Annotated in this window: 22 protein-coding genes; 7 read left to right on the forward strand and 15 right to left on the reverse strand. The window is 48.9% G+C overall.

Annotation, left to right across the window (positions count from 1 at the left end):
• Window positions 1-596: 596 nt before the first annotated feature.
• The 3 genes from E0E47_RS04355 to E0E47_RS04365 are packed head-to-tail and all read right to left on the reverse strand — an operon-like array spanning window position 597 to window position 3,255.
• Complete coding sequence (locus E0E47_RS04355) at window positions 597-1,364, reverse strand: MBL fold metallo-hydrolase (RefSeq protein ID WP_130893001.1); 768 nt, start codon at window positions 1,362-1,364, stop codon at window positions 597-599.
• The gene (murB, locus tag E0E47_RS04360) at window positions 1,361-2,401 is read right to left on the reverse strand and encodes a UDP-N-acetylmuramate dehydrogenase (protein WP_130893002.1); all 1,041 of its coding nucleotides are present in this window, start codon (window positions 2,399-2,401) and stop codon (window positions 1,361-1,363) included. Before murB ends, E0E47_RS04355 begins: the two co-directional genes overlap by 4 nt.
• Before the next feature lie 8 nt (window positions 2,402-2,409).
• Complete coding sequence (locus tag E0E47_RS04365; protein ID WP_130893003.1) at window positions 2,410-3,255, reverse strand: DUF4348 domain-containing protein; 846 nt, start codon at window positions 3,253-3,255, stop codon at window positions 2,410-2,412.
• Window positions 3,256-3,385: 130 nt separating this feature from the next.
• Here E0E47_RS04365 and pheS point away from each other — a divergent pair, with 130 nt between their 5' ends.
• The 4 genes from pheS to E0E47_RS04385 all read left to right on the forward strand — a co-directional run bounded on the left by pheS (window position 3,386) and on the right by E0E47_RS04385 (window position 6,653).
• Window positions 3,386-4,405 (forward strand): phenylalanine--tRNA ligase subunit alpha, encoded by a 1,020-nt coding sequence (gene pheS / locus E0E47_RS04370; protein WP_008627427.1) that lies wholly within the window; start codon window positions 3,386-3,388, stop codon window positions 4,403-4,405.
• Window positions 4,406-4,411: 6 nt separating this feature from the next.
• The gene (locus E0E47_RS04375; RefSeq protein ID WP_172604650.1) at window positions 4,412-5,608 is read left to right on the forward strand and encodes an MFS transporter; all 1,197 of its coding nucleotides are present in this window, start codon (window positions 4,412-4,414) and stop codon (window positions 5,606-5,608) included.
• Window positions 5,609-5,892: 284 nt separating this feature from the next.
• Complete coding sequence (locus tag E0E47_RS04380; RefSeq protein WP_008622266.1) at window positions 5,893-6,075, forward strand: hypothetical protein; 183 nt, start codon at window positions 5,893-5,895, stop codon at window positions 6,073-6,075.
• A gap of 203 nt (window positions 6,076-6,278) precedes the next feature.
• Entirely contained in the window at window positions 6,279-6,653 is a 375-nt protein-coding gene (locus E0E47_RS04385) for a thioesterase family protein (RefSeq protein WP_008627423.1), read from the forward strand.
• Window positions 6,654-6,767: 114 nt separating this feature from the next.
• Here the strand turns inward: E0E47_RS04385 and E0E47_RS04390 are convergent, their stop codons facing one another.
• The 6 genes from E0E47_RS04390 to E0E47_RS04415 form a co-directional block, all read right to left on the reverse strand.
• Window positions 6,768-7,340, reverse strand: a complete 573-nt coding sequence (locus tag E0E47_RS04390) for a hypothetical protein (protein ID WP_130893004.1) — start codon at window positions 7,338-7,340, stop codon at window positions 6,768-6,770.
• 95 nt (window positions 7,341-7,435) lie between these two features.
• Entirely contained in the window at window positions 7,436-8,347 is a 912-nt protein-coding gene (locus E0E47_RS04395) for a dihydroorotate dehydrogenase (RefSeq protein ID WP_008627419.1), read from the reverse strand.
• Entirely contained in the window at window positions 8,335-9,111 is a 777-nt protein-coding gene (locus E0E47_RS04400) for a dihydroorotate dehydrogenase electron transfer subunit (RefSeq protein WP_172604651.1), read from the reverse strand. The genes E0E47_RS04395 and E0E47_RS04400 overlap by 13 nt, the downstream gene beginning before the upstream one ends.
• A 254-nt stretch (window positions 9,112-9,365) precedes the next feature.
• On the reverse strand, window positions 9,366-9,863 hold the full coding sequence (locus E0E47_RS04405) for a helix-turn-helix domain-containing protein (protein WP_232038330.1): 498 nt from the start codon (window positions 9,861-9,863) through the stop codon (window positions 9,366-9,368).
• A 765-nt stretch (window positions 9,864-10,628) separates the two neighbouring features.
• Window positions 10,629-11,648: a DNA polymerase III subunit delta gene (gene holA, locus E0E47_RS04410; RefSeq protein ID WP_172604752.1), complete on the reverse strand. Its 1,020-nt coding sequence runs from the start codon at window positions 11,646-11,648 to the stop codon at window positions 10,629-10,631.
• 24 nt (window positions 11,649-11,672) lie between these two features.
• Window positions 11,673-12,449 carry an AMP nucleosidase gene (locus E0E47_RS04415; protein WP_130893008.1) on the reverse strand — a complete coding sequence of 259 codons (777 nt, stop codon included), beginning with the start codon at window positions 12,447-12,449 and terminating at the stop codon, window positions 11,673-11,675.
• Between the two features lie 70 nt (window positions 12,450-12,519).
• Here E0E47_RS04415 and E0E47_RS04420 point away from each other — a divergent pair, with 70 nt between their 5' ends.
• On the forward strand, window positions 12,520-12,972 hold the full coding sequence (locus E0E47_RS04420) for a type I restriction enzyme HsdR N-terminal domain-containing protein (protein WP_130893009.1): 453 nt from the start codon (window positions 12,520-12,522) through the stop codon (window positions 12,970-12,972).
• 119 nt (window positions 12,973-13,091) lie between these two features.
• Here the strand turns inward: E0E47_RS04420 and E0E47_RS04425 are convergent, their stop codons facing one another.
• The 6 genes from E0E47_RS04425 to E0E47_RS04450 all read right to left on the reverse strand — a co-directional run bounded on the left by E0E47_RS04425 (window position 13,092) and on the right by E0E47_RS04450 (window position 18,051).
• A complete protein-coding gene (locus E0E47_RS04425; protein WP_130893010.1) occupies window positions 13,092-13,346 on the reverse strand; it encodes a hypothetical protein in 255 nt (84 codons plus the stop codon).
• A gap of 104 nt (window positions 13,347-13,450) precedes the next feature.
• The gene (locus E0E47_RS04430; protein ID WP_232038331.1) at window positions 13,451-14,053 is read right to left on the reverse strand and encodes a hypothetical protein; all 603 of its coding nucleotides are present in this window, start codon (window positions 14,051-14,053) and stop codon (window positions 13,451-13,453) included.
• 840 nt (window positions 14,054-14,893) lie between these two features.
• A complete protein-coding gene (locus E0E47_RS04435; RefSeq protein ID WP_130893011.1) occupies window positions 14,894-15,721 on the reverse strand; it encodes a zinc ribbon domain-containing protein in 828 nt (275 codons plus the stop codon).
• An 8-nt stretch (window positions 15,722-15,729) separates the two neighbouring features.
• On the reverse strand, window positions 15,730-16,539 hold the full coding sequence (locus tag E0E47_RS04440; RefSeq protein ID WP_040602844.1) for a Nif3-like dinuclear metal center hexameric protein: 810 nt from the start codon (window positions 16,537-16,539) through the stop codon (window positions 15,730-15,732).
• A gap of 71 nt (window positions 16,540-16,610) precedes the next feature.
• Window positions 16,611-17,411: an ABC transporter permease gene (locus E0E47_RS04445; RefSeq protein ID WP_008627385.1), complete on the reverse strand. Its 801-nt coding sequence runs from the start codon at window positions 17,409-17,411 to the stop codon at window positions 16,611-16,613.
• 10 nt (window positions 17,412-17,421) lie between these two features.
• Window positions 17,422-18,051 (reverse strand): ABC transporter ATP-binding protein, encoded by a 630-nt coding sequence (locus tag E0E47_RS04450; RefSeq protein ID WP_008627383.1) that lies wholly within the window; start codon window positions 18,049-18,051, stop codon window positions 17,422-17,424.
• A 91-nt stretch (window positions 18,052-18,142) separates the two neighbouring features.
• Between E0E47_RS04450 and E0E47_RS04455 the strand changes: the two genes are divergently transcribed.
• Both E0E47_RS04455 and E0E47_RS04460 read left to right on the forward strand, forming a co-directional pair.
• Complete coding sequence (locus tag E0E47_RS04455; RefSeq protein WP_130893012.1) at window positions 18,143-19,273, forward strand: agmatine deiminase family protein; 1,131 nt, start codon at window positions 18,143-18,145, stop codon at window positions 19,271-19,273.
• Window positions 19,274-19,285: 12 nt separating this feature from the next.
• The gene (locus tag E0E47_RS04460) at window positions 19,286-20,170 is read left to right on the forward strand and encodes a carbon-nitrogen hydrolase (RefSeq protein WP_008627379.1); all 885 of its coding nucleotides are present in this window, start codon (window positions 19,286-19,288) and stop codon (window positions 20,168-20,170) included.
• Window positions 20,171-20,175: the final 5 nt, after the last annotated feature.

Here is a 20,175-nt window from a genome sequence, read left to right on the forward strand (position 1 = left end):
CCTATCATAGAATTTCTAACAAGTTCATTTATAAACCGGATAAATACCTGCCAAAATGGCAGTCTGAATCCTTAAGAATCCCGTATTTCCACCCTTTCGGCTCACCGGACGGAAATACGGGATTCTCATGAATGGAGACTTTGACATAAAGAAAGCATTCTACGCTTCTTTCGGACAAACCGGCACGACACCAAAGCCCCTATCCTCATGACAGAAGACAAGCGGTCAGTAAAAAGCAAAAATCACTTTCCTCGGGTCAGGAAATCCTGTATGGAAAAAAGAAGCAAATAGAAAAAACAAAACTGAAAAATGAGGCTTTCCTTCCCGTCACAACCCGTTTTTATGCCATTTGAGGCTCCTCCGAAAATCAATCTGCGCCAAACGAAAAATCGCTTTCAGCCGAACGATTTTTCGTTTGGCGCAGAAAAGCGGAGAAACTTACGCCGAAAAACAGCATAAAAACCGTATAAAAATTCATTTTGAAGCGTTTTTTCTCTCCAGAACAACCTTTTTCCCGTTTTTTTAGCGCCTAAAAACAATAAAAGTCTGCCAAAATGGCAGACTTTGAACATCCTTTTATAAAATCCTGTCGCTAATCACTCCCCTTCCACATCCACCACCAAGCCGTCGTAAGCCATCCGTACGCCTTCGGGCAAGCGGGCATCCTCCACGGCATGCAAGTCGATATGGTGCCCCATGTGGATGAGGTAAGTGCGCGGCACACATAAGCGGCGGGCAAACGCGCAAGCTTCCTCTATCGTCTGGTGGGAATAATGAGGCTCGTGGCGAAGACCGTTCAGGACGAGCAAATCCACCCCTTGAAGGTAATCCAACTCGCAGTCCGCTATCGTTTTCATGTCTGTAATATAAGCCATGCGCCCCACACGGTAGCCCAATATGGGCAGCCGGGCATGCATCACTTCTATGGGAGTGACCTGCAATTCCCCCACCCGGAAGGCTTCGTGCGGACGGACGGCATGAAGCCGGAGCTGGGGCACGCCGGGATATTTATGCTCCACAAAACAATAAGGCAGGCTCTGGCGCAACTGCCCGCCCGTACGCTCCGACGCATAAAGCTGCACGTCGCCGAACACGCCGAAAGGGCGCAGGTCGTCTATCCCTCCCACATGGTCGTAATGTTCGTGGGTAAGCAACACGGCGTCTATACGACGGAAATCCAACGGCAGGATTTGTTGGCGGAAGTCCGGGCCGCAGTCCAACAGGATTCTCGTCTGCTCCGTCTCCACCAATACGGAAGTCCGCAAACGTTTGTCACGGGCATCCGTACTGCGGCACACCTTGCACGAGCAACCGATTTGCGGCACTCCCGTACTCGTCCCCGTACCCAAAAACGTGATTTTCATGCGCACCCTCCTATAATATTTACTTCCGGGGTGATGGATATGCCGAAGCGGGACAGCACGTCCGCACGGATGGCTTCGCACAACGCCAGTATGTCGCGCCCCGTCGCGCCGCCCTTGTTCACCAACACCAATGCCTGCCGGTCGTGCACCGCCGCCCGTCCGAGCGACCGCCCTTTCCAACCGCACCGCTCGATGAGCCATCCGGCCGGTATCTTCACCCGTTCCGCGTCCACCTCATAGCGGGGCACGTCGGGGTAATCCCCTTTTATCGCCTCATAGACCTCACGCGAAACCACGGGATTCATGAAAAAGCTGCCTGCATTCCCCTGCACTTTCGGGTCTGGAAGCTTGGCCTTGCGTATGGCAATCACTACGCGGCGCAAATCCTGTGCCGTGACCTCCTCAGGACGAATGCCCCCGGCACTCAAAGCCTCACGTATCCCCCCGTAATCCAGATTCGGGCGGAACGTGGACGACAACCGGAAATGCACATGCGTCACCGCGTAACGTCCGCGCCACTCTTCCTTAAAAATACTTTTCCGATAAGCATAACCGCATTCCGAAACATCGAACATCCGGACTTCGCCGTCCCGTAAGCCGACGGCCTCCACCGCCGTAATTACATCTTTGGCTTCCGCACCGTATGCCCCGATGTTCTGCACGGCAGAGGCACCCACTTCGCCCGGTATGAACGAAAGGTTCTCTAGGCCGTAGAACCCGTGCTCCACGCAGTAGGCCACCAAATCGTCCCACACGATGGCCGCCCCCACACGAAGCCGTATCCCGTCCGGCCGTTCCTCACACTCGATTCCGCCAATGGCGGAATGCAGCACCACGCCCTTGAAATCGGACAGGAATAAAAGGTTGCTCCCGCCGCCGATATGCAACACCGGCGCGTCAGGACAATCCGCCCGGAGGCGGCGCACGACTTGCCGCAGGTCTTCTACGCTGTCGTATGCGACAAAACGGTCTGCATGCGCTTCGATGCCGAACGTGTTATGGGAAAGTAACGGATAATTATATTCTATTCTTGCCATAAAGCGGTTTAATTTTCGTACGAAACCAGTTTCCACTCCCCGTCTTTCTTCCTGAAGTCGAGGATATCCATCAGCCCGTTGGAGATTCCGGCCTTCACCAGAATCATCCCGTCCGGATTGTCATACGTCTGGCCGTAACGGATATTGGTAATGACCCCGTCCGGCAACTGGGGCTTGAAGGCATCCCACTGATCGTAGTCCAACGTGCCTTCTATCGTATTGAAATCATCATCGGGGTCTGTCGTGACATAGCGCAAAGGATTCGACACGCTTCTTTGCTGAAAGGCGGCATCCGACACAAATCTCCTGTAGAAATCCATGAACTTATCCAAGGGTTCGGCAGCCGTGAAATCACGTATGCTCTCCTGCGTCAACCGCCATTCCCCTTTCAGCCGTTGGAAACGGCATGTCTTGACCCACCGTTTTTCCAAATGGATTTGTTCCACGTCCACTTTGTCCAAATCCGTGCGCTTTTCCAAATCCATCTGTTCCTCGTCGTTATAAAACACGGTATAATAATCCTGGTCCATGAAAAGCGATTCATATTTCCATTGTTCCTCCGTGAGCCATACCGTGTCTCCCCGCACAACCGAAAGCAATGGAAATTCGACACGTTCGAGCCGGACTTTTTTAAGACGGGCGAACTCAAAAATAAAATCATCAAAAAGTTCATCAGCCCTTTTGGGCAATTCCTCGTCCAACGAGGCAGAAGAAGCATTGAATGAATCCGACGGACCGAACGAGGACTCAAAAACCGAGTCGGCTGCATAGTCCACTTCCGAAGCAGCCCTTTTCCCGTTGCACGCCGCCAACACAGCTGCCAACGCCATGCACCATACTACATTTTCCCTCATACTAACACAGGATAAAATCCTCTCTAAAATCATGCAAAAGTACACTTTTTATTTTCAACAACGGCAAGTTTTTGGGGATAATTGATTACCTTTGCAAAGTTTTTTAAAGCGAACAATATCTTAGAAGATTATGATAGCAAAAATCCAAGAACTTCTGGAAGAAGTCGAGAAGCTGCAAGCCTCAAATCTTGAAGAAGTAGAAGCGTTGCGCATCAAATACTTGAGCAAGAAAGGAAGCCTGAACGCCCTGATGGCGGACTTCCGGAATGTCCCTGCCGAAATGAAGAAAGAGGTGGGAATGAAACTGAACGACCTGAAGGCCAAAGCCCAGGAAAAAATTGCGGCTTTGAAGGAGGCCGTGGACACGCAAGACTGCGGCACCGACGAATTAGACCTGACCCGCACGGCCTATCCCGTATCGTTGGGCACGCGCCATCCGCTCACCATCGTGAAGAATGAGATTGTGGATATCTTTTCGCGCCTTGGCTTCACACTGGCCGAAGGACCTGAAATCGAGGACGACTGGCACGTGTATTCGTCGATGAACTTCGCCGACGACCATCCTGCCCGGGACATGCAAGACACCTTCTTCGTAGAGGCCCGTCCGGACATCGTGCTCCGTTCGCATACATCCTCGGTACAGGCCCGCGTCATGGAAAGCCAACAACCACCCATCCGTGTGATTTGCCCGGGACGCGTGTACCGTAATGAGGCCATTTCAGCCCGTGCACATTGCTTCTTCCACCAAGTCGAAGGACTATATATTGATAAAAACGTGTCGTTCACCGATTTGAAACAAGTCTTGTTGCTCTTCGCGCAGGAAATGTTCGGCAAAGACACGAAAATACGTCTCCGCCCGTCTTATTTCCCTTTCACGGAACCTTCTGCCGAAATGGACATCAGTTGCAACATTTGCGGCGGAAAGGGCTGTTCTTTCTGCAAGCACACCGGATGGGTGGAAATTCTCGGATGCGGCATGGTAGACCCGGCCGTGCTCGAAGCCAACGGCATAGACAGCAGCGTCTATACAGGATATGCCTTCGGCATGGGCATCGAACGTATCACCAATCTGAAATACCAGGTGAAGGATTTGCGCATGTTCTCGGAAAACGACACCCGTTTCCTGGAAGAGTTCAAGTCCGCCAATTAAAAGCACGTGGAAGACAGGTTAGTCACACGCAGCTTCATCTGTATACTTGCAGCCAATTTCCTACTTTATTTCGGATTTTGGCTGCTTGTTCCTGTCTTGCCTTTCTACCTGAAGGAAACTTTCTCTTGCGGCGAGGCGGCCGTCGGTACCATCCTGAGTTGCTACACTGTATCGGCCTTGTGCACGCGCCCCTTCATGGGATACCTGTACGACGGGTTTGCCCGAAAGCCCATCTACATCATGGCCTATCTGCTGTTTACGGCCATTTTTGCCGGTTATGTCCTGACAAGCTTCTTGACCGTATTCATTCTCTTGCGTGCCGTCCACGGCGTGGCATTCGGCACGGTTACCGTAGGCGGCAACACGCTAGTCATCGACATCACGCCTTCCAACAGCCGGGGAGAAGCCCTCGGGTATTACGGACTCACCAACAACGTGGCCATGAGCATCGGACCGATGACGGGCCTGTTCCTGCATGATTCCCATTTAAGCTATGAACATATCTTCAGCATCGGACTGCTTACCTGTGTCCTCGGCTTCCTGGCAGCCGTTTCCGTCAAGACACCGAAGAAGATCCCGGTCAAACGTCCGCCGGTTTCGCTCGACCGCTTCATCCTGCTGAAAGGCATTCCCGCCGGCATCGCCTTGCTCCTGCTTTCCATTCCCTATGGGGCGACAACCAATTATGTGGCCGTTTATGCCCGCGAAATAGGGCTTCACGTACCCACTGGTTTCTTTTTCACCCTCATGGCCGTGGGGATGGGCATCAGCCGTATCTTCGCCGGAAAGTTCGTGGACCGCGGATACATCACCCAGACTATCTCGTATGGTTTTTATGTAGTCATTGCGGCATTCTTCCTGCTATCCTGCTGCTCTACGGTCATTGCTTACAGCGAAGCATGGTGTTCTTTCATATTCTACCTCGTACCCTTCATGTTGGGCATCGGGTTCGGTGTGATGTTCCCGGCCTACAACACACTGTATGTCAACCTCGCCCCTAACAACCAACGGGGAACCGCCACCAGTACTTATCTGACTTCATGGGACATAGGCATCGGTCTGGGCATCTCCACGGGCGGTTACATCGCACAGCAATATGCCTTCGACGCCGTCTATCTGTTCGGCAGCATACTTTGCGTGGCTTCCATGCTGTTTTTCAACCTTTATGTCAGCCCGCATTACCATCGCAATAAAGTACGTTGAAACCGGTTTTTCCCTATTTTCATGCCATTTTGTCAGCAATCACTGTCATTCCAACCTTCTTTGTAACCATAAAGCAACAAACGGGATATAATTTCTTGATATACGTCAATTATTTCCCCTTATTCTTCAAATATAGGCGGCAAAGTCTTGACCTTCGGCCTTTTTGGTTATAACTTTGCAGTGTCATAAGAAGAAAAAAGGTTATTACTAAGATTAAAAGAACTCTCTAAGGTTGAGGTTTTGAAAGGTAAAAAAGATTGTTTAATTAAAAAGGTAAAAAGATTATGATGACAATGGGTATTATGCTGTTTGCCGTAATACTTATGGCAGCAGTACTTTTGGTACTTTTCGCTGTAGTAATGTTGGCGGGTATGCACAAAGAATCCAAGTTAAATCGGGACTTCTTTATGTCCAGTACCTCCATGCAATTCGGCAAGGGCGGTTTCCAAACCGGAACGGCTTGCTAAGTGCGACTAAAAAAGAAAATGTAGAAAAAGCAAATCTCGATTAAAAGTAAAGAAATGGGTTACAGGTGGATGAGGATACAGGTTCTTCATTCGCCTGTAATCGGTTTTATCGCTCCCGTCCTTCCACTTTTCCGCAACAACACACCCCGGATTTTATTTTAAATTCGTATTTTTGCCCTGTCATTATCAAACAGCAAAAACAAATGGAAATAGGATTGACACACACCAGTACACTCACCGTCGAAAACAAACATCTGGCTATCCAGGCAGGTAGCGGAGACTTGGAAGTCCTGGCCACGCCCGTCATGATGGCCTTAATGGAGAATGCGGCCATGCTAGCCGTAAAAGAGGCTTTGGACGAAGGCATGACAACCGTAGGAGGACATATCAGTTCCTCTCACCTCAAACCTACGGCTTTGGGTAAGACCATTACGGCCACGGCCGTACTAACCGGAATTGAAGGACGCAAACTGACTTTCAAGGTCGTGGCAGAGGATGAGACAGGAACCATCGGAGAAGGAGAACATCTTCGCTTTATAGTAGACCGCAAGAAATTCATGGCCAAATTGCAAGGATAAGGAAAACGTTCCGAACCGTACGGACGGATGATACACACGTTTCCCTTGAAATAAAATAAAAGCGCGGAAGCCTCTCCCCAGACTTCCACGCTTTGCTTTCTGAACAAATTAAAATCACTTGTTGCCTTGCATGAGAGAATCTACATTTACAGTTCTCACACATTTCGGAACCTTCTTATAGACTTGCACGCTGTCACTCCGGACATCGGCACCGTTACCGTAAGAATATCCCGCACTCCAATATCCATAGTCATTCCAATAACGCTCATAGTTACGTAACGTGAACCATGTGGAAGAATACACCCCATCCATATAACCCTTGAAATAATCGGGGGACAAACTGTAATCACGGATGTTGCAATCAAGTTCCGGATTATCAAAGCGAAGATAGATAATGCCGTCTCTTACCATCCAGGTAAAGTAGTGCTCTACGATTTCCACCCGGCCACGCCAACCGTGATAGTAATCCGTTTCGTAACCATATCCCCGGGTATAGCCTCCATAATCCTGGGGAATAAATTCCAAGTCGGAACCAATAGCCGGTTGACCGTCCACCATCATTCCCAAATCCCCGAACCAACGCCCCGAAAGCATGTATCCCCGGTAATCGTCATCTTCCTCGCACCCGCTGAACACTGCTATCAAGCAGCAGACCATAAGGAATTTGCAATATTTGAACCATCTCATAATTATGCTTGTTTAAATGTTTATAATGCAAATATACATATAAGTCTCTTTATTATGCAAAGAAAAACCCGACGGGAAGATAGGGAAAATCCTATTTACTCTCCTAAAGCACCGATAATTTCACGCACACTGCGGCAACCGTGCCGTTCCAAATATTCGTCTATCCCTCGGGCCACCTTTACCGTCACGGCCGGATCTATGAAATTAGCTGTTCCGATTTCTATGGCCGAAGCCCCCGCCAAAAGAAATTCTATGGCATCACGCGCGTTCATGATTCCCCCTAAACCTACCACGGGTATCTTCACCGCTTTGGCTACTTGCCATACCATACGTAATGCCACGGGCTTCACAGCCGGACCGCTCAGCCCCCCTGTGGCTATGGACAATACCGGGCGACGTTTTTCGATGTCGATAGCCATTCCCATCAACGTATTGATAAGGCTCACGGCATCCGCTCCGGCGTCTTCCACACTACGGGCTATGTCTGCCACATTCGTCACATTCGGAGACAGTTTGACAATCAAAGTCTTGTCATACGCCTTACGTACAGCTTTTACCACAGCCGAAGCTCCTTCGGCTGTCACGCCGAAAGCCATCCCCCCTTGCTTCACGTTCGGACAGGATATGTTCAGTTCTATGGCCGGAATGCGCTCCAGTTCGTTAATCCGTGCGGCACACTCCGCATAGTCTTCGCAACACGAGCCGGAGACATTCACAATCATATTCGTACGGATGTCTTTAATTTGGGGATAAATATGCCCGCAAAAGTAATCCACACCCTTGTTTTGCAGCCCCACACAGTTCAACATCCCTTGAGGTGTCTCTGCCATGCGAGGATAAGGATTGCCTTCACGGGGTTTCAATGTCGTACCTTTCACAATGATTCCGCCGATATCTTCCAAGTTCACAAAGTCTGCGAACTCAAGACCGTACCCGAAAGTGCCGGAAGCGGTCATTACGGGATTTTTCAACTGTAATTTCCCTATATTTACACTTAAATCTGCCATAACAATCTATTCGTATTGAAAACAGGCCCCTCTTTACACACGCACAAATGCCCTTCCGTAGTATTCTCCACGCAACACAAGCAGGCCCCCACTCCACAAGCCATCATATTCTCCAACGAAACTTCACACGGTATGCCTTTTGACCGTGCATATCGCGCTACGGCCACCATCATCGGTTTGGGACCGCAGGTGGCTATACGGTCAAAATGTTCACGTTGCAGCACGGAATGCTGCGTTACAAAACCTTTCTCCCCCTCGGAAGCGTCCTCGGTCGTGATATACACATCCCCCAATGCCCTGAACATGTCCAACTGCATCAAGTCTCCCGCCGAACGGCCGCCCAATAAAAAAGTTGGCCGACAGCCAAGCTTCACCATCTCTTTTCCCATGAAAAGCAATGGAGCCGTACCGACACCGCCTCCTACCAACAGCACTTTCTCATCACCGGACGAAGGCATCGTAAAACCTTTCCCTAAGGGCATGACCACATTGAGTTTGTCTCCTACTTCCATAGCTCCTAAGTTACGGGTTCCGTCTCCTATTTCATGAATCAGGAACCAAACCTCATTTTTCTCTTCATCCACGTAATTGATAGAAATAGGACGCCGTAAAAAGGTCGTTTCCGAGCCCTCAACCTTCAACTCGGCAAATTGACCGGGGCACATTTCCGGCAGAGGTTGCTCGTGCGTAAGCTTCAACAACGCATATCCTGCCCGTAAATGCTCATTAGCCGTCAGCGTCAAATCCAAAATATATTTTTTCATCTTATAAAATAGGTATATTCCAAATGGTATATCAAACTCCTGCAAAGATAGTGAAAGGTGAGTGCAGAGACAAATGAAAACGAAGTTTTCTCATTCGGCCATGCCGAACCGAATCCCATCTTCACGATAGCAAAGATAACGCAAGGTGAGTGTGGGAACAAATGAAAAACAAGGATAGAATTACCCATTTTACCCTAAAAGCAGAAGTCAAAACAAAGAAACAATCGTATCATTGTCCTGATTCTTCTTACAAATCAGCTAAAAACTTCAAAAGTTCCATCATCAAAGAAAATTCTTATCTCCGTAATCTTACGCTGAGGTTTGTCTACATACTTTACTACCTCACGCACCACGGGAATTTGCCGATTCTGGTCGTCCACATCTTTAATGTCTTCCATTCTAGCCCATGCGGCATATTGCTCTGGATCCGAAATATCGAAAAGCATAGGCTCCCCACTCGCATCTATGGGAGCTTTCTCCGCATCGCTTTTAATCGTACTTTCCCCTCCGTTGACACTATCTTTAGTTTCATCCGAAACAGTTGTATACATATCACCTTCTCCAAACATCAACCAATTTATATTGATATCCGGAAAACGACGATGAATCGCACTCACATGATTGTTCGTTGGGTTGGTTTTACCATTGAAGATATTTGACAGGGATGCGGGAGACACCTCAATAGCTTTGGCAAACTCTTGTTGGGTCATGTTTTCCCTTCTCATGATTTGCAATATTCGTTCTTTCATCATTTTTTCTATTGCCCTTTGTTTTCCTCTCTCTACAAAGGAGTTTTTTACGTTTACAAAGGTAAAAACAAAAAATGGAACGCACAATAAACATAAACCACAAAATTAAATTCACCTCTATAAATATTCAGGAATATGTATTTTTATGTTTATAAACAAGAAGGACTCGGGGTTTATATTCATAAACATAAATAGATTTATATTCTTATATCTAATTTATATGGTTTATTCAACGAATTTAGCTAAAAAACTGGCTTCCGTGCATTTATTCTTCATCATACATTCACACTTTGCCGTTTTGCATATTATTATTGCAAAAATATGAAGTTCCCCATAAGAAAATATGATGATAAACTAATACAAATATATGGTTTTCAACAAAATAACATAGTTAACATTGCAAGGAATAAATATTCATTCATAAAACAAAATCGAATGTATCAGAAAAGTAAATTCAGCTGTTTACAAAGCGACAATCATGGTTTACATTCTTAAATCTTATGGATTTATTTCAAAACATAAATATCATTTGTTTCATATATAAACTGTAATCCAAAACATAAATGCAAAATAAACATAATGTAAATTACCGGAAAATGAAAAAAGGCTCTTTTTTTCAATACTAAAAAATTCCGACCCGATGGCAAGGACGGGCCGGAATTTTAAAATCTCAGGAAGCAAAAAACGAGCTAACCTCCTATAATCAAATACTATAACTTACTTTTTAACAGTTTCGACAAGGCTTCAAATAAATTAAAAACAGCCGTTTTAATGCAAAATGAAGTAGGCTAATTCCTTCAAAAGATCGCCGGGAGTGGCGATTGTATTACCCAAACCTTTCGATTTAGCGTCCGTTTCACGTAGTTTCCCAATTATCTGCATCACTTTCACACCCGAATACTTTTGCATGGCAGGAAGTATGTTCCGATCCACTTGCCAACGCGGTTGCTCTATCCAATCGGCAATCGCCTCCTCCGTACGTTGCGGTGCATAGTAAGCCACCATCAAATTGCTGAAAAAACCGAACATGACGGAAAGCGTAAGCTGCAAAGAAAAATTCTTAGGGTTATCGTTAAAATATTTCACGATACGATTTACTTTAAGTACGTCCTTGGCTACCAACGCAGATACCAATTCAAAGTTGTTAAAATCCTTGCTTATGCCGACATGTTGCTCCACAAAGGCAGCACCGATACGCGTCTCCCCTACCGGCAAAGCCAACATCAGTTTATCCAACTCGCCCGAAAGGCGCGACAGGTCACTCCCCACAGACTCACAGACCATCATCACGGCATTCTGTTCCATCGTCACCCCCTTACGGCGCAAGTAGGTCGTGACAAATCCTGGGAGTTGGCTATCATACAATTTTTTGGACTCAAACAAGACCCCAACCTTCTGTATATCCGCCGCCAACTTTTTCCTTTTATCCAAAACGCCATGTTTATGGCAAAAAATCAGCACCGTAGAGGGCTGCGGATGCTCCAGGTAAAAGGAAAGACGCTCTTTTCCGGGCAAGCTCTGTGCTTCGCGCACCAAAACCACCTGCCGTTCCGCCATCATCGGGAAACGCTTGGCTGCATTGATTACCTCGTCTACCGTCACATCCGTACCATAACATACCGTGAGATTAAAATCCTTCTCTTCCTCCTTTAACGCCGTGCCTACGATAAACTCGCTCACCTTGTCTATATAATAAGCCTCCTCGCCCATCAAATAATAAACGGGCGCGAAATTGCCCGCCCTTACGGAACGTACGATTTCATCATACGTCACCCCTTCTTTCTTCACTGCCATCTGCTTTTCTCTTTTGGATTACCAATCATATTTCAGGTGTTTCACAGTTTTCCGTTCACCTATTATCAGTTTCAACGCCTCTATTCCTATCGTGACATGCTCCGGCGCAAAGTTATGCGTCACTTCCCGGTCGCTCTCTGCCGTTTTTACCCCTTCGGGCATCATCGGATTGTCCGATACGAGCAGCAAAGCCCCGGTCGGGATGTGGTTGGCGAAACCGCACGTGAACAGTGTAGCCGTCTCCATATCCACGGCCATGGCACGGGTGTCTTTCAGATACGCCTTGAACTTTTCATCATGCTCCCATATCCTGCGGTTCGTAGTGTACACCGTGCCCGTCCAATAATCGCGATGGGCATCCCGTATGGCTGTCGACACCGCCCGCTGGAGCATGAAAGCCGGCAACGCAGGCACCTCGGGCGGATAATAATCGTTCGATGTCCCCTCTCCGCGGATTCCCGCCAAAGGAAGAATCAAGTCTCCCAGTTTCGTTTTAGAAGAGATGCCCCCGCATTTGCCCAAGAACAGGCAGGCTTTCGGCTCTATGGCACTCAACAAATCCATAATGATGGCCGCATTCGGACTTCCCATCCCAAAGTTGATGATAGTGATATTCTCCGCCGTGGCCATCCGCATGTTCGCCCCGTAGCCGGGTTGAGGAAGCTTGAACTGTTCACAGAATATATCTACGTAATTATTGAAATTGGTCAGCAAAATATACTCCCCGAAGTCGGACAAGGGATGTTGTGTATAGCGTGGCAACCAATTTTCCACGATTTCCGCTTTCGTTTTCATTGTTTTTGCGTATTTTTGTTCTGGCTTTACCCCACAAAAGACAGAGGGGTATTCCTTGCAAAGTTAGCAAATGATTACGTTAAACCTTCCACAATATCCCATAAAAGTGACAAAGCGGGACGGCCGGACGGTCGTCTTCGATGAATTGCGCCGCAAATATGTGGCTCTCACCCCGGAGGAATGGGTGAGACAACATTTCGTGCATTACCTCGTGGCCCACAAGCATTACCCACCGGGCTTGGTGGCCAATGAAATCTCGCTCACGTTGAACGGCACGGCCAAGCGTTGCGACACGGTGGTCTACGACCGGCAAGCCCGTCCGCGCGTCATTGTGGAATACAAAGCCCCGCACATCGAAATCACCCAAAAGGTATTTGCCCAGATTTCGCGTTACAACATGGTGTTGCGCGTAGACTATCTCATTGTCTCCAACGGCCTGCAACATTATTGTTGCAGGATGGATTACGACACGAACTCCTGCAAGTTCCTGCCGGACATACCTGAATATGGGGAGATTTTATAAGGGCTTTCCCTCACGATAGGAAACATAAAAAATTTCCTCCCACCTTGTTTGCTTCTTTGGATGGCAAAACAAGGAAGAAGGAATTCATTGCGGCACAACCAACAAAATGCACCCGAGAATTACAAAGTGGACTCGGAAAAGTCCAGTTCGTATATGACTTTGCCGGACTTGTCGCGGCTGAACTTGCCTACGGCTATAAGTTCAGGAAAATCCTTCGTCCAAAACGGGACTTCCACTTGTCTGCCTTCCGGCACATCCAATGTAGCCAGAAGCTTTTCGGCTTCCTCGCGGCACAACGATTCCAACGTCTCCATGCTATCCGTTACCTTGCCGCAATGGACAGTCATTTCCTTTTCCAAATTCATTTCTTCCATAAAAACCTCTTTTTAAATCGGTTATTATAAATCTTCACCATCTGCATGGTTGTATTCATTATCATAGAATATCACAATACGGTATTCCACCCCTTCTCCATCAATCATAAACCAAACCATTTTTTTGACCAATAGTTCTCCCCCAGATACCCAACAAACACATCAGTCAGGTCATCTAAGCTTTTGGCAGACAAACTATCCAAATCCTTTTCGTGAAGCCCTGTCGCAGACAACATTTCTTGCCTCTCTTCCTCAGACAACGTACTGATTGTTTTGGGCGACTGAAAATAGGCCGACTCATACCTTTTATTATTCACTAACATCTCATAACCTATATTCTCTTCTTCGGACAATAGCGGATTATCATTTAAAGAACAATATTTCTCATTCTTGGCGAATTGTCGACACAAATCGTTATAACGGATTTTTATATTTGTTTCATCCATGGTCCACTTGTCCCTTACCGCAACACGCCACACCTTATTATTATTGGTAGCAATAAGCAAGACAACCTCACGGCCATTAAACTCCCCTTCCAACCAATCATAAGTGCTATTATACTTAAATCCTTTGGCCTTCAACTTTTGTACCATTTCCGTTTTCGTCCCGTCCACAGGAATACCGAGAAACTGCGTCACGTCCTTCTGTGCGAAAGCGTACACGCCCAACATCAAAAACATCAAGAAAGAAAAATACCTCATTTTCATGATTCCCACATTTTAACCCTCCGCCCGACTCCCCTGACGGAATCCATAAAAAGCCTGATTGTGTGCATATACGAAAAAAGCGTGGGAGCCTGTACCTGTTGCCCGTTCCGCTACTCAAGGCTCTCGCATTGCCCATCACTGTCCGAACGAGCAACGCAGAAGCCCACGCCGATATGTTTATATATACGTCCCCTCTATCCATGCAAAACACATATGGATACAATCGGGGCTGATATAAAACACCCACAGGGCATCTACCGTTGCTTTGTCTTCGACAGTGATTAGAACTTGCGAGATTCTGAGTAGCCAAAGAATCAAAGCGTCAAGTAAACGCCTTCTTTATATATGCCATCCCATGCCATCCCACCTCCGACGAGGCTTCCGCATGGGCACGTATGGAAAATATACGGAAAATAATCCAACAATTCGGGATTTTCTTCTACAAAAATTCAGCTTTACGTATAAAGCACTATATTACAACTATTTATAAATAATAAAAGAACACAAAATCATTCTCCGCAAAACGGAAAATCAATCTCAGGCAAACGATTTTTCATTCTCCTGAGATTGATTTTTTATTCTGCGGAGAGTAAATTTACATGCTTCCGAGGCTTGGATTCCGGACGGAAAAACACGGTTTTTATTTTACAATCAGAGAAATCCTCCTTATCCGGGCTGCGGGAAGAGCGACACGGGACATCCCTTACAAAAAGACTGAAAACGGCATGAGGATGTGGAAAAACGAAAAGGAGAATGCCCAATAGGGAAAAACGCGCCTGCGACACGGTTGTCGCAGGCGCGTTTGCAAATCTTTCCCGAATACCCCAAAAAGCGGTATGCTTACTCCTCTGCCGCAGCGGCAGCCCGACGGCGACGCCTCGGCTTTTCTTCCACCGCCTTGTTTTCGATTTCCACTCCGGCCAATTCCGGGTCTATCATGATACGGCCGCAGTATTCGCATACGATAATCTTCTTGCGCATACGAATATCCAACTGGCGTTGGGGGGGGATTTTATTGAAACAGCCACCGCAAGCATCGCGCTGCACGTAAACGATACCCAATCCGTTGCGGCTGTTCTTACGGATACGCTTGAATGCCAACAACAAACGGGGTTCTATGGTAGCCTCCAATTCTTTGGCTCTTTCGCGCAACTTCTCTTCCTCCGACCGTGTTTCGGAAATAATGTCGTCCAACTCTGACTTTTTCACATCCAAATCCGCACGCCGGTCGTCCATCAGCTCCGTGCAATGGGCGATTTCCCCGTTCTTGTGTTCAATGGCATCGCAAGCCTCGCGGATACGCTTCTCATTCAGCTCCACGTCCAAGGTTTGATATTCTATTTCCTTGGTCAAGGAGTCATATTCACGATTGTTGCGCACGTTATCCAACTGCTGCGTGTACTTTTCGATAGCCGCCTTGCAAGTTTCTATATTGGCTTTGCGTGCCGCAATGTCCGCATTCAGATCCCCTATCTCTCCATGTATTTTTTCAATACGGGTAGACAAGCCTTCAATCTCGTCCTCCAAGTCCTGTACTTCCAACGGTAGCTCTCCGCGCAACGTCTTGATTTTGTCGATTTCGGAAAGCATGGTCTGCAACTGGTACAGGTTTTTCAACTTTTCTTCAATCGACAGGTCCGTCGCATCTTTCTTCATGTCTTTTGCCATAATGCTTATTACAAATATTTTATGGGATTCGTGTCCACCGCCGTCATGTAAAGCGGCAGTTCGGGACAAATCTCACCTATGATGGAATAAAAAATTTCTTTCGTATATTGCTCGCTCTGGTAATGCCCCATGACGGCAATCTGCAACTCCTGATCGTGGCCGAAGTACTGATGGTAGTGCATCTCCCCTGTCAGGAAAGCATCGGCTTTCTGATTGAGCGCCTCTTCAAGCATGAAATCGCCCGCCCCTCCGCAAAGCACGACTTTGCGCACCGGACGCTGCAACAGTTCATTGTGCATCAGGCACTCGATATGGAATACGGACTTGATGCGTTGGAGGAATTTCAGGGAATCCTCCGGTTGGGGCAAGACGCCGATGACCCCGCTCCCCGCCATGACGGTGTACTCATGCCCGCCGTCTTTCACCTTCACGGGATGTGGCTGAAGGAGCCTCACCTGTTCCAGTTCCAACTTCTCGGCGATTTTGAAGTTCACGCCATCCTCGGCATTGTCCAAGTTCGTATGCGCCGAATATATCGTCACGTCGTTTTGGATGGCCTTCCGTACGCACCGTTCCACGTAGTTGCGGTCGGACACAGTCTTCAGCCCGTGGAACAACAACGGATGGTGGGACACGACGAGATTGCAACCCAAAGAAACGGCTTCGTCTATTACCTCCTCGGTCACGTCAAGACACAATAAAGCCCCTGATGCTTCCACCTCTGTCAATCCTACTTGCAGACCGGCATTGTCATAGCTCTCCTGCAAGGGCAAAGGCGCGAATCTTTCAAGGGCAAAAACTACTTCCTTAATTTTCACGTCATAGAAAATTTCTGCAAAGATAGGGATAAGACGGGAGGTTTACAAGGAAACCTAGCGGATTTTATCATTTATTTAATATTCCGGCCTTTCCTGAATATCGGCTTCAGCCGCCCGAACTCATCGAACGTACGGCGCACGGAAAGCGAAATCGTAATGACCAACGAAAGCATGGAAGCCACGACCGTGATAACGCTTATCATCAACTGGTATTTGATGGCTACTTCGGGCATCGAACCGCCGAGTATCTGGCCTATCATCGTCCCCGGGAAAGACACGATGCCCAACACGGCCATGTTGGCGATGCACGGGGAAAAGGATTTGATGACGGCCGAACGGAGGAAAGGCAACGTGGCCTCGAAGCGGGTCGCCCCGTTGCCCAACAGGTAATAATACATATTCTGTTCGCGCTGCAGCTCGCTGTAATAGACATTCACAGCCATGATATTCACCGTCAGCATATTGCCGAACAGCACACCGGCCACAGGAATGAAGAAGCGTGCGGCAAACACATCTGCGGCACGCACTACGAAGGCTAAGAAATACAACGACACCAACAAGGCCGTAACCAGAAAGCCTGTGAAAACCGGCAGAAGCAGCACCTCGCGACGCAAGGCCGTGCGGCTGACAGCCGTATGGGAAGCGATGATGGCCATGACCGCCATCCACAACACGTTGACCCATTCGTTGTCCCATTGGAACAATAAACGCAAGTACACCCCGATAAGCAACAACTGCACGGTCATCCTCACCGTCCCCAACAAAGCCGACGAAAGCAGCCCCGTGCGGAAACGCCACAAAAAATAAAAAGGCACCAACATCAGCAACATGCCGACGGCCAATCCTGTATAAGTCAAATCCTCCGTTCCCATCACAGCCCGTTCAAAGTTTTACCACCTGGTCGCAGGCTTCCAGAAAAGCCCGGTTATGCGACACGCTCAATACGGCCGTTCCTCCGGCCGTCAGACGGCGGAAAAGAGCCGACACCCTCCCCACGCTGTCCTCGTCGAGCGCGGAAGTCGGCTCATCGGCCAACAAAAGGCGTTTGTCCAACATGGCGGCCATGGACAGAATGATACGTTGCCGCTGTCCGCCAGACAACTGGACCACCTTACGATGGAACAAGTCCCGCTCCAGTCCCAATAACTTCCAAAAACGTAACAGCTTTTCTTCCGAAAAATCCTTGTCCCGGTTCGCTTTCAGGTGAAAAGGAAGGTGCAACATTTCTTCTACCGACTCAGCCGGAAGGAACAGTTCCTGAGGCACATAGGCCGTGCGTTTCCGGATACGCTCCACCGTACGCTCTGTCAACTCCTCCCCGCCGACAGACACCCGCCCTGACTCCAACGGCAGGAACCCCAACGCCGCACGCAGCAGCGAAGTCTTGCCGCAACCGGACTCACCGGTCACGCAAACCCACTTGCCTGCCCGTACCTCCAGACTGAAATCCCGGAAGAGCAAACGCCCCCCAAGCCGCAACGTAGCCGATTCTATTTTCAACATCTCGTCCATTCCATGCACAAAGTTAATAAAAATAAAGCCATTATTTCCGGAAGATTCGTATCTTTGTCCCGTAAATTTACACGAATTACAGGATTTATCTATGGGATTGCAATACAAAGTCCGTAGCAACAGCACAATGGAACGTTGGTACGAAATACGTTTTGACGAAGTAAACGGCCCGGAAGAGACGGAAATCCGGGGCACTTTCCTGCCTCCGGAATGGTTTCCGCAAAGCGGCGTACAGCTCACATGGCCGCATGCCGGAACGGATTGGTGCTACATGTTGGAAGAGGTGACCGCCTGTTACGTGCGGATGGCCTACGAAATCGCCTCGCGCGAACCTTTATTAATAGTGACACCCGAACGCCCCCAAGTAGAGGCTCTCCTGAAAGAGAAACTTCCAGCACAGGCTTTCGCGCAAATACGTTGGGCCAATTGCCCTACCGATGACACGTGGGCGCGAGACCATGGGTTCATTACCTTGGTAGGCGAGACCGGACCGCAGCTTCTGGATTTCTGTTTCAACGGATGGGGAAAGAAGTTTGCCGCCGACCAGGACAACCGCATCAACGGGAAGCTGATGGAACAAGGCGTATTCAATGGAACGTACACGGACCATCTGGACTTCGTACTCGAAGGCGGTTCCATCGAAAGCGACGGCCACGGCACGCTCCTGACCACTTCGGAATGCCTGCTCTCGGCCAACCGTAACGACCGTCTGAACCGCGCCGACATCGAAGAACGGCTCAAAGCGTTCCTGCACGTCGAGAGAATCCTATGGCTCGACCACGGCTACTTGTCCGGCGATGACACGGACAGCCATATAGATACTTTAGCCCGTTTCTGCCCCGACCAGACCATCGCTTACGTGAAATGCGAAGACCGTAAGGACGAACACTACGAGGCACTCGCACGCATGGAAGAACAGCTTCGCACGTTCCGCACGCTTCAGGGCCCCCCCTACCGGCTCGTCGCCCTACCCATGCCGGAAGCCATCTTCGACGAAGACGGGCAACGACTTCCGGCCACATACGCCAATTTCCTGGTGGTCAACGGAGCCGTACTGATGCCGACTTACCATCAGCCCGCCTTGGACGAACAAGCCCGGAAAGCCTTGCAAAAAGCCTTTCCTCAGCATGAAGTGGTCGGTATCGACTGCCGCCCGCTCATCCGGCAGCACGGTTCGCTGCATTGCTGCACGATGCAATTTCCCGTACCCGTACTCAAATAAAAGAACACCCTCATGAAAAAGATAAAAGTAGGACTGGTGCAACAGTCCAATACCGCAGACACCAAAGCCAACCTTTACAAGTTGGCACAAAACATAGAAGACGTATGCAAGCGCGGCGCACAGCTCGTCGTTCTTCAGGAGTTACACAACTCGCTTTATTTCTGCCAGACGGAAGATACGCGGAATTTCGATTTGGCCGAGCCGGTTCCCGGCCCGTCCACAGGATTCTTCGGCGAATTGGCCCGGCAATTCGGTATCGTGCTGGTCACGTCCTTATTCGAACGGCGCTCAGCCGGCCTGTACCATAACACGGCGGTGGTGTTCGACACCGACGGTTCCATCGCAGGAACCTACCGCAAGATGCACATCCCCGACGATCCGGCTTATTACGAGAAATTTTATTTCACCCCGGGCGACTTAGGTTTCCACCCGATATCGACATCGTTGTGCAAGTTAGGCGTGCAAGTGTGTTGGGACCAGTGGTATCCCGAAGGTGCGCGTCTCATGGCACTGCAAGGCGCAGAACTCCTGATCTACCCTACGGCCATCGGATACGAAAGCAGCGATGCCCCCGAAGAGCAGGAACGCCAACGCGAGGCCTGGACCACGGTACAACGGGGCCATGCCGTTGCCAACGGCCTGCCGGTCATCGCGGTGAACCGTGTGGGACTTGAGCCGGACCCATCCGGGCAAACCCGTGGCATACAGTTCTGGGGAAGCAGTTTCGTAGTCGGCCCGCAAGGCGAGATGTTGGCACGTGCCAGTCGCGACGCGGAAGAAAACATGGTGGTGGAAATTGATTTGGAACGCTCGGAAAACGTGCGCCGCTGGTGGCCTTTCCTGCGCGACCGCCGCATCGAAGAATTCGCTCCGCTCACCCGCCGTTTTATTGATTAAACATT

This window comes from Paraprevotella xylaniphila YIT 11841, assembly GCF_900683745.1.
GTDB classification, from domain to species: Bacteria; Bacteroidota; Bacteroidia; order Bacteroidales; family Bacteroidaceae; genus Paraprevotella; species Paraprevotella xylaniphila.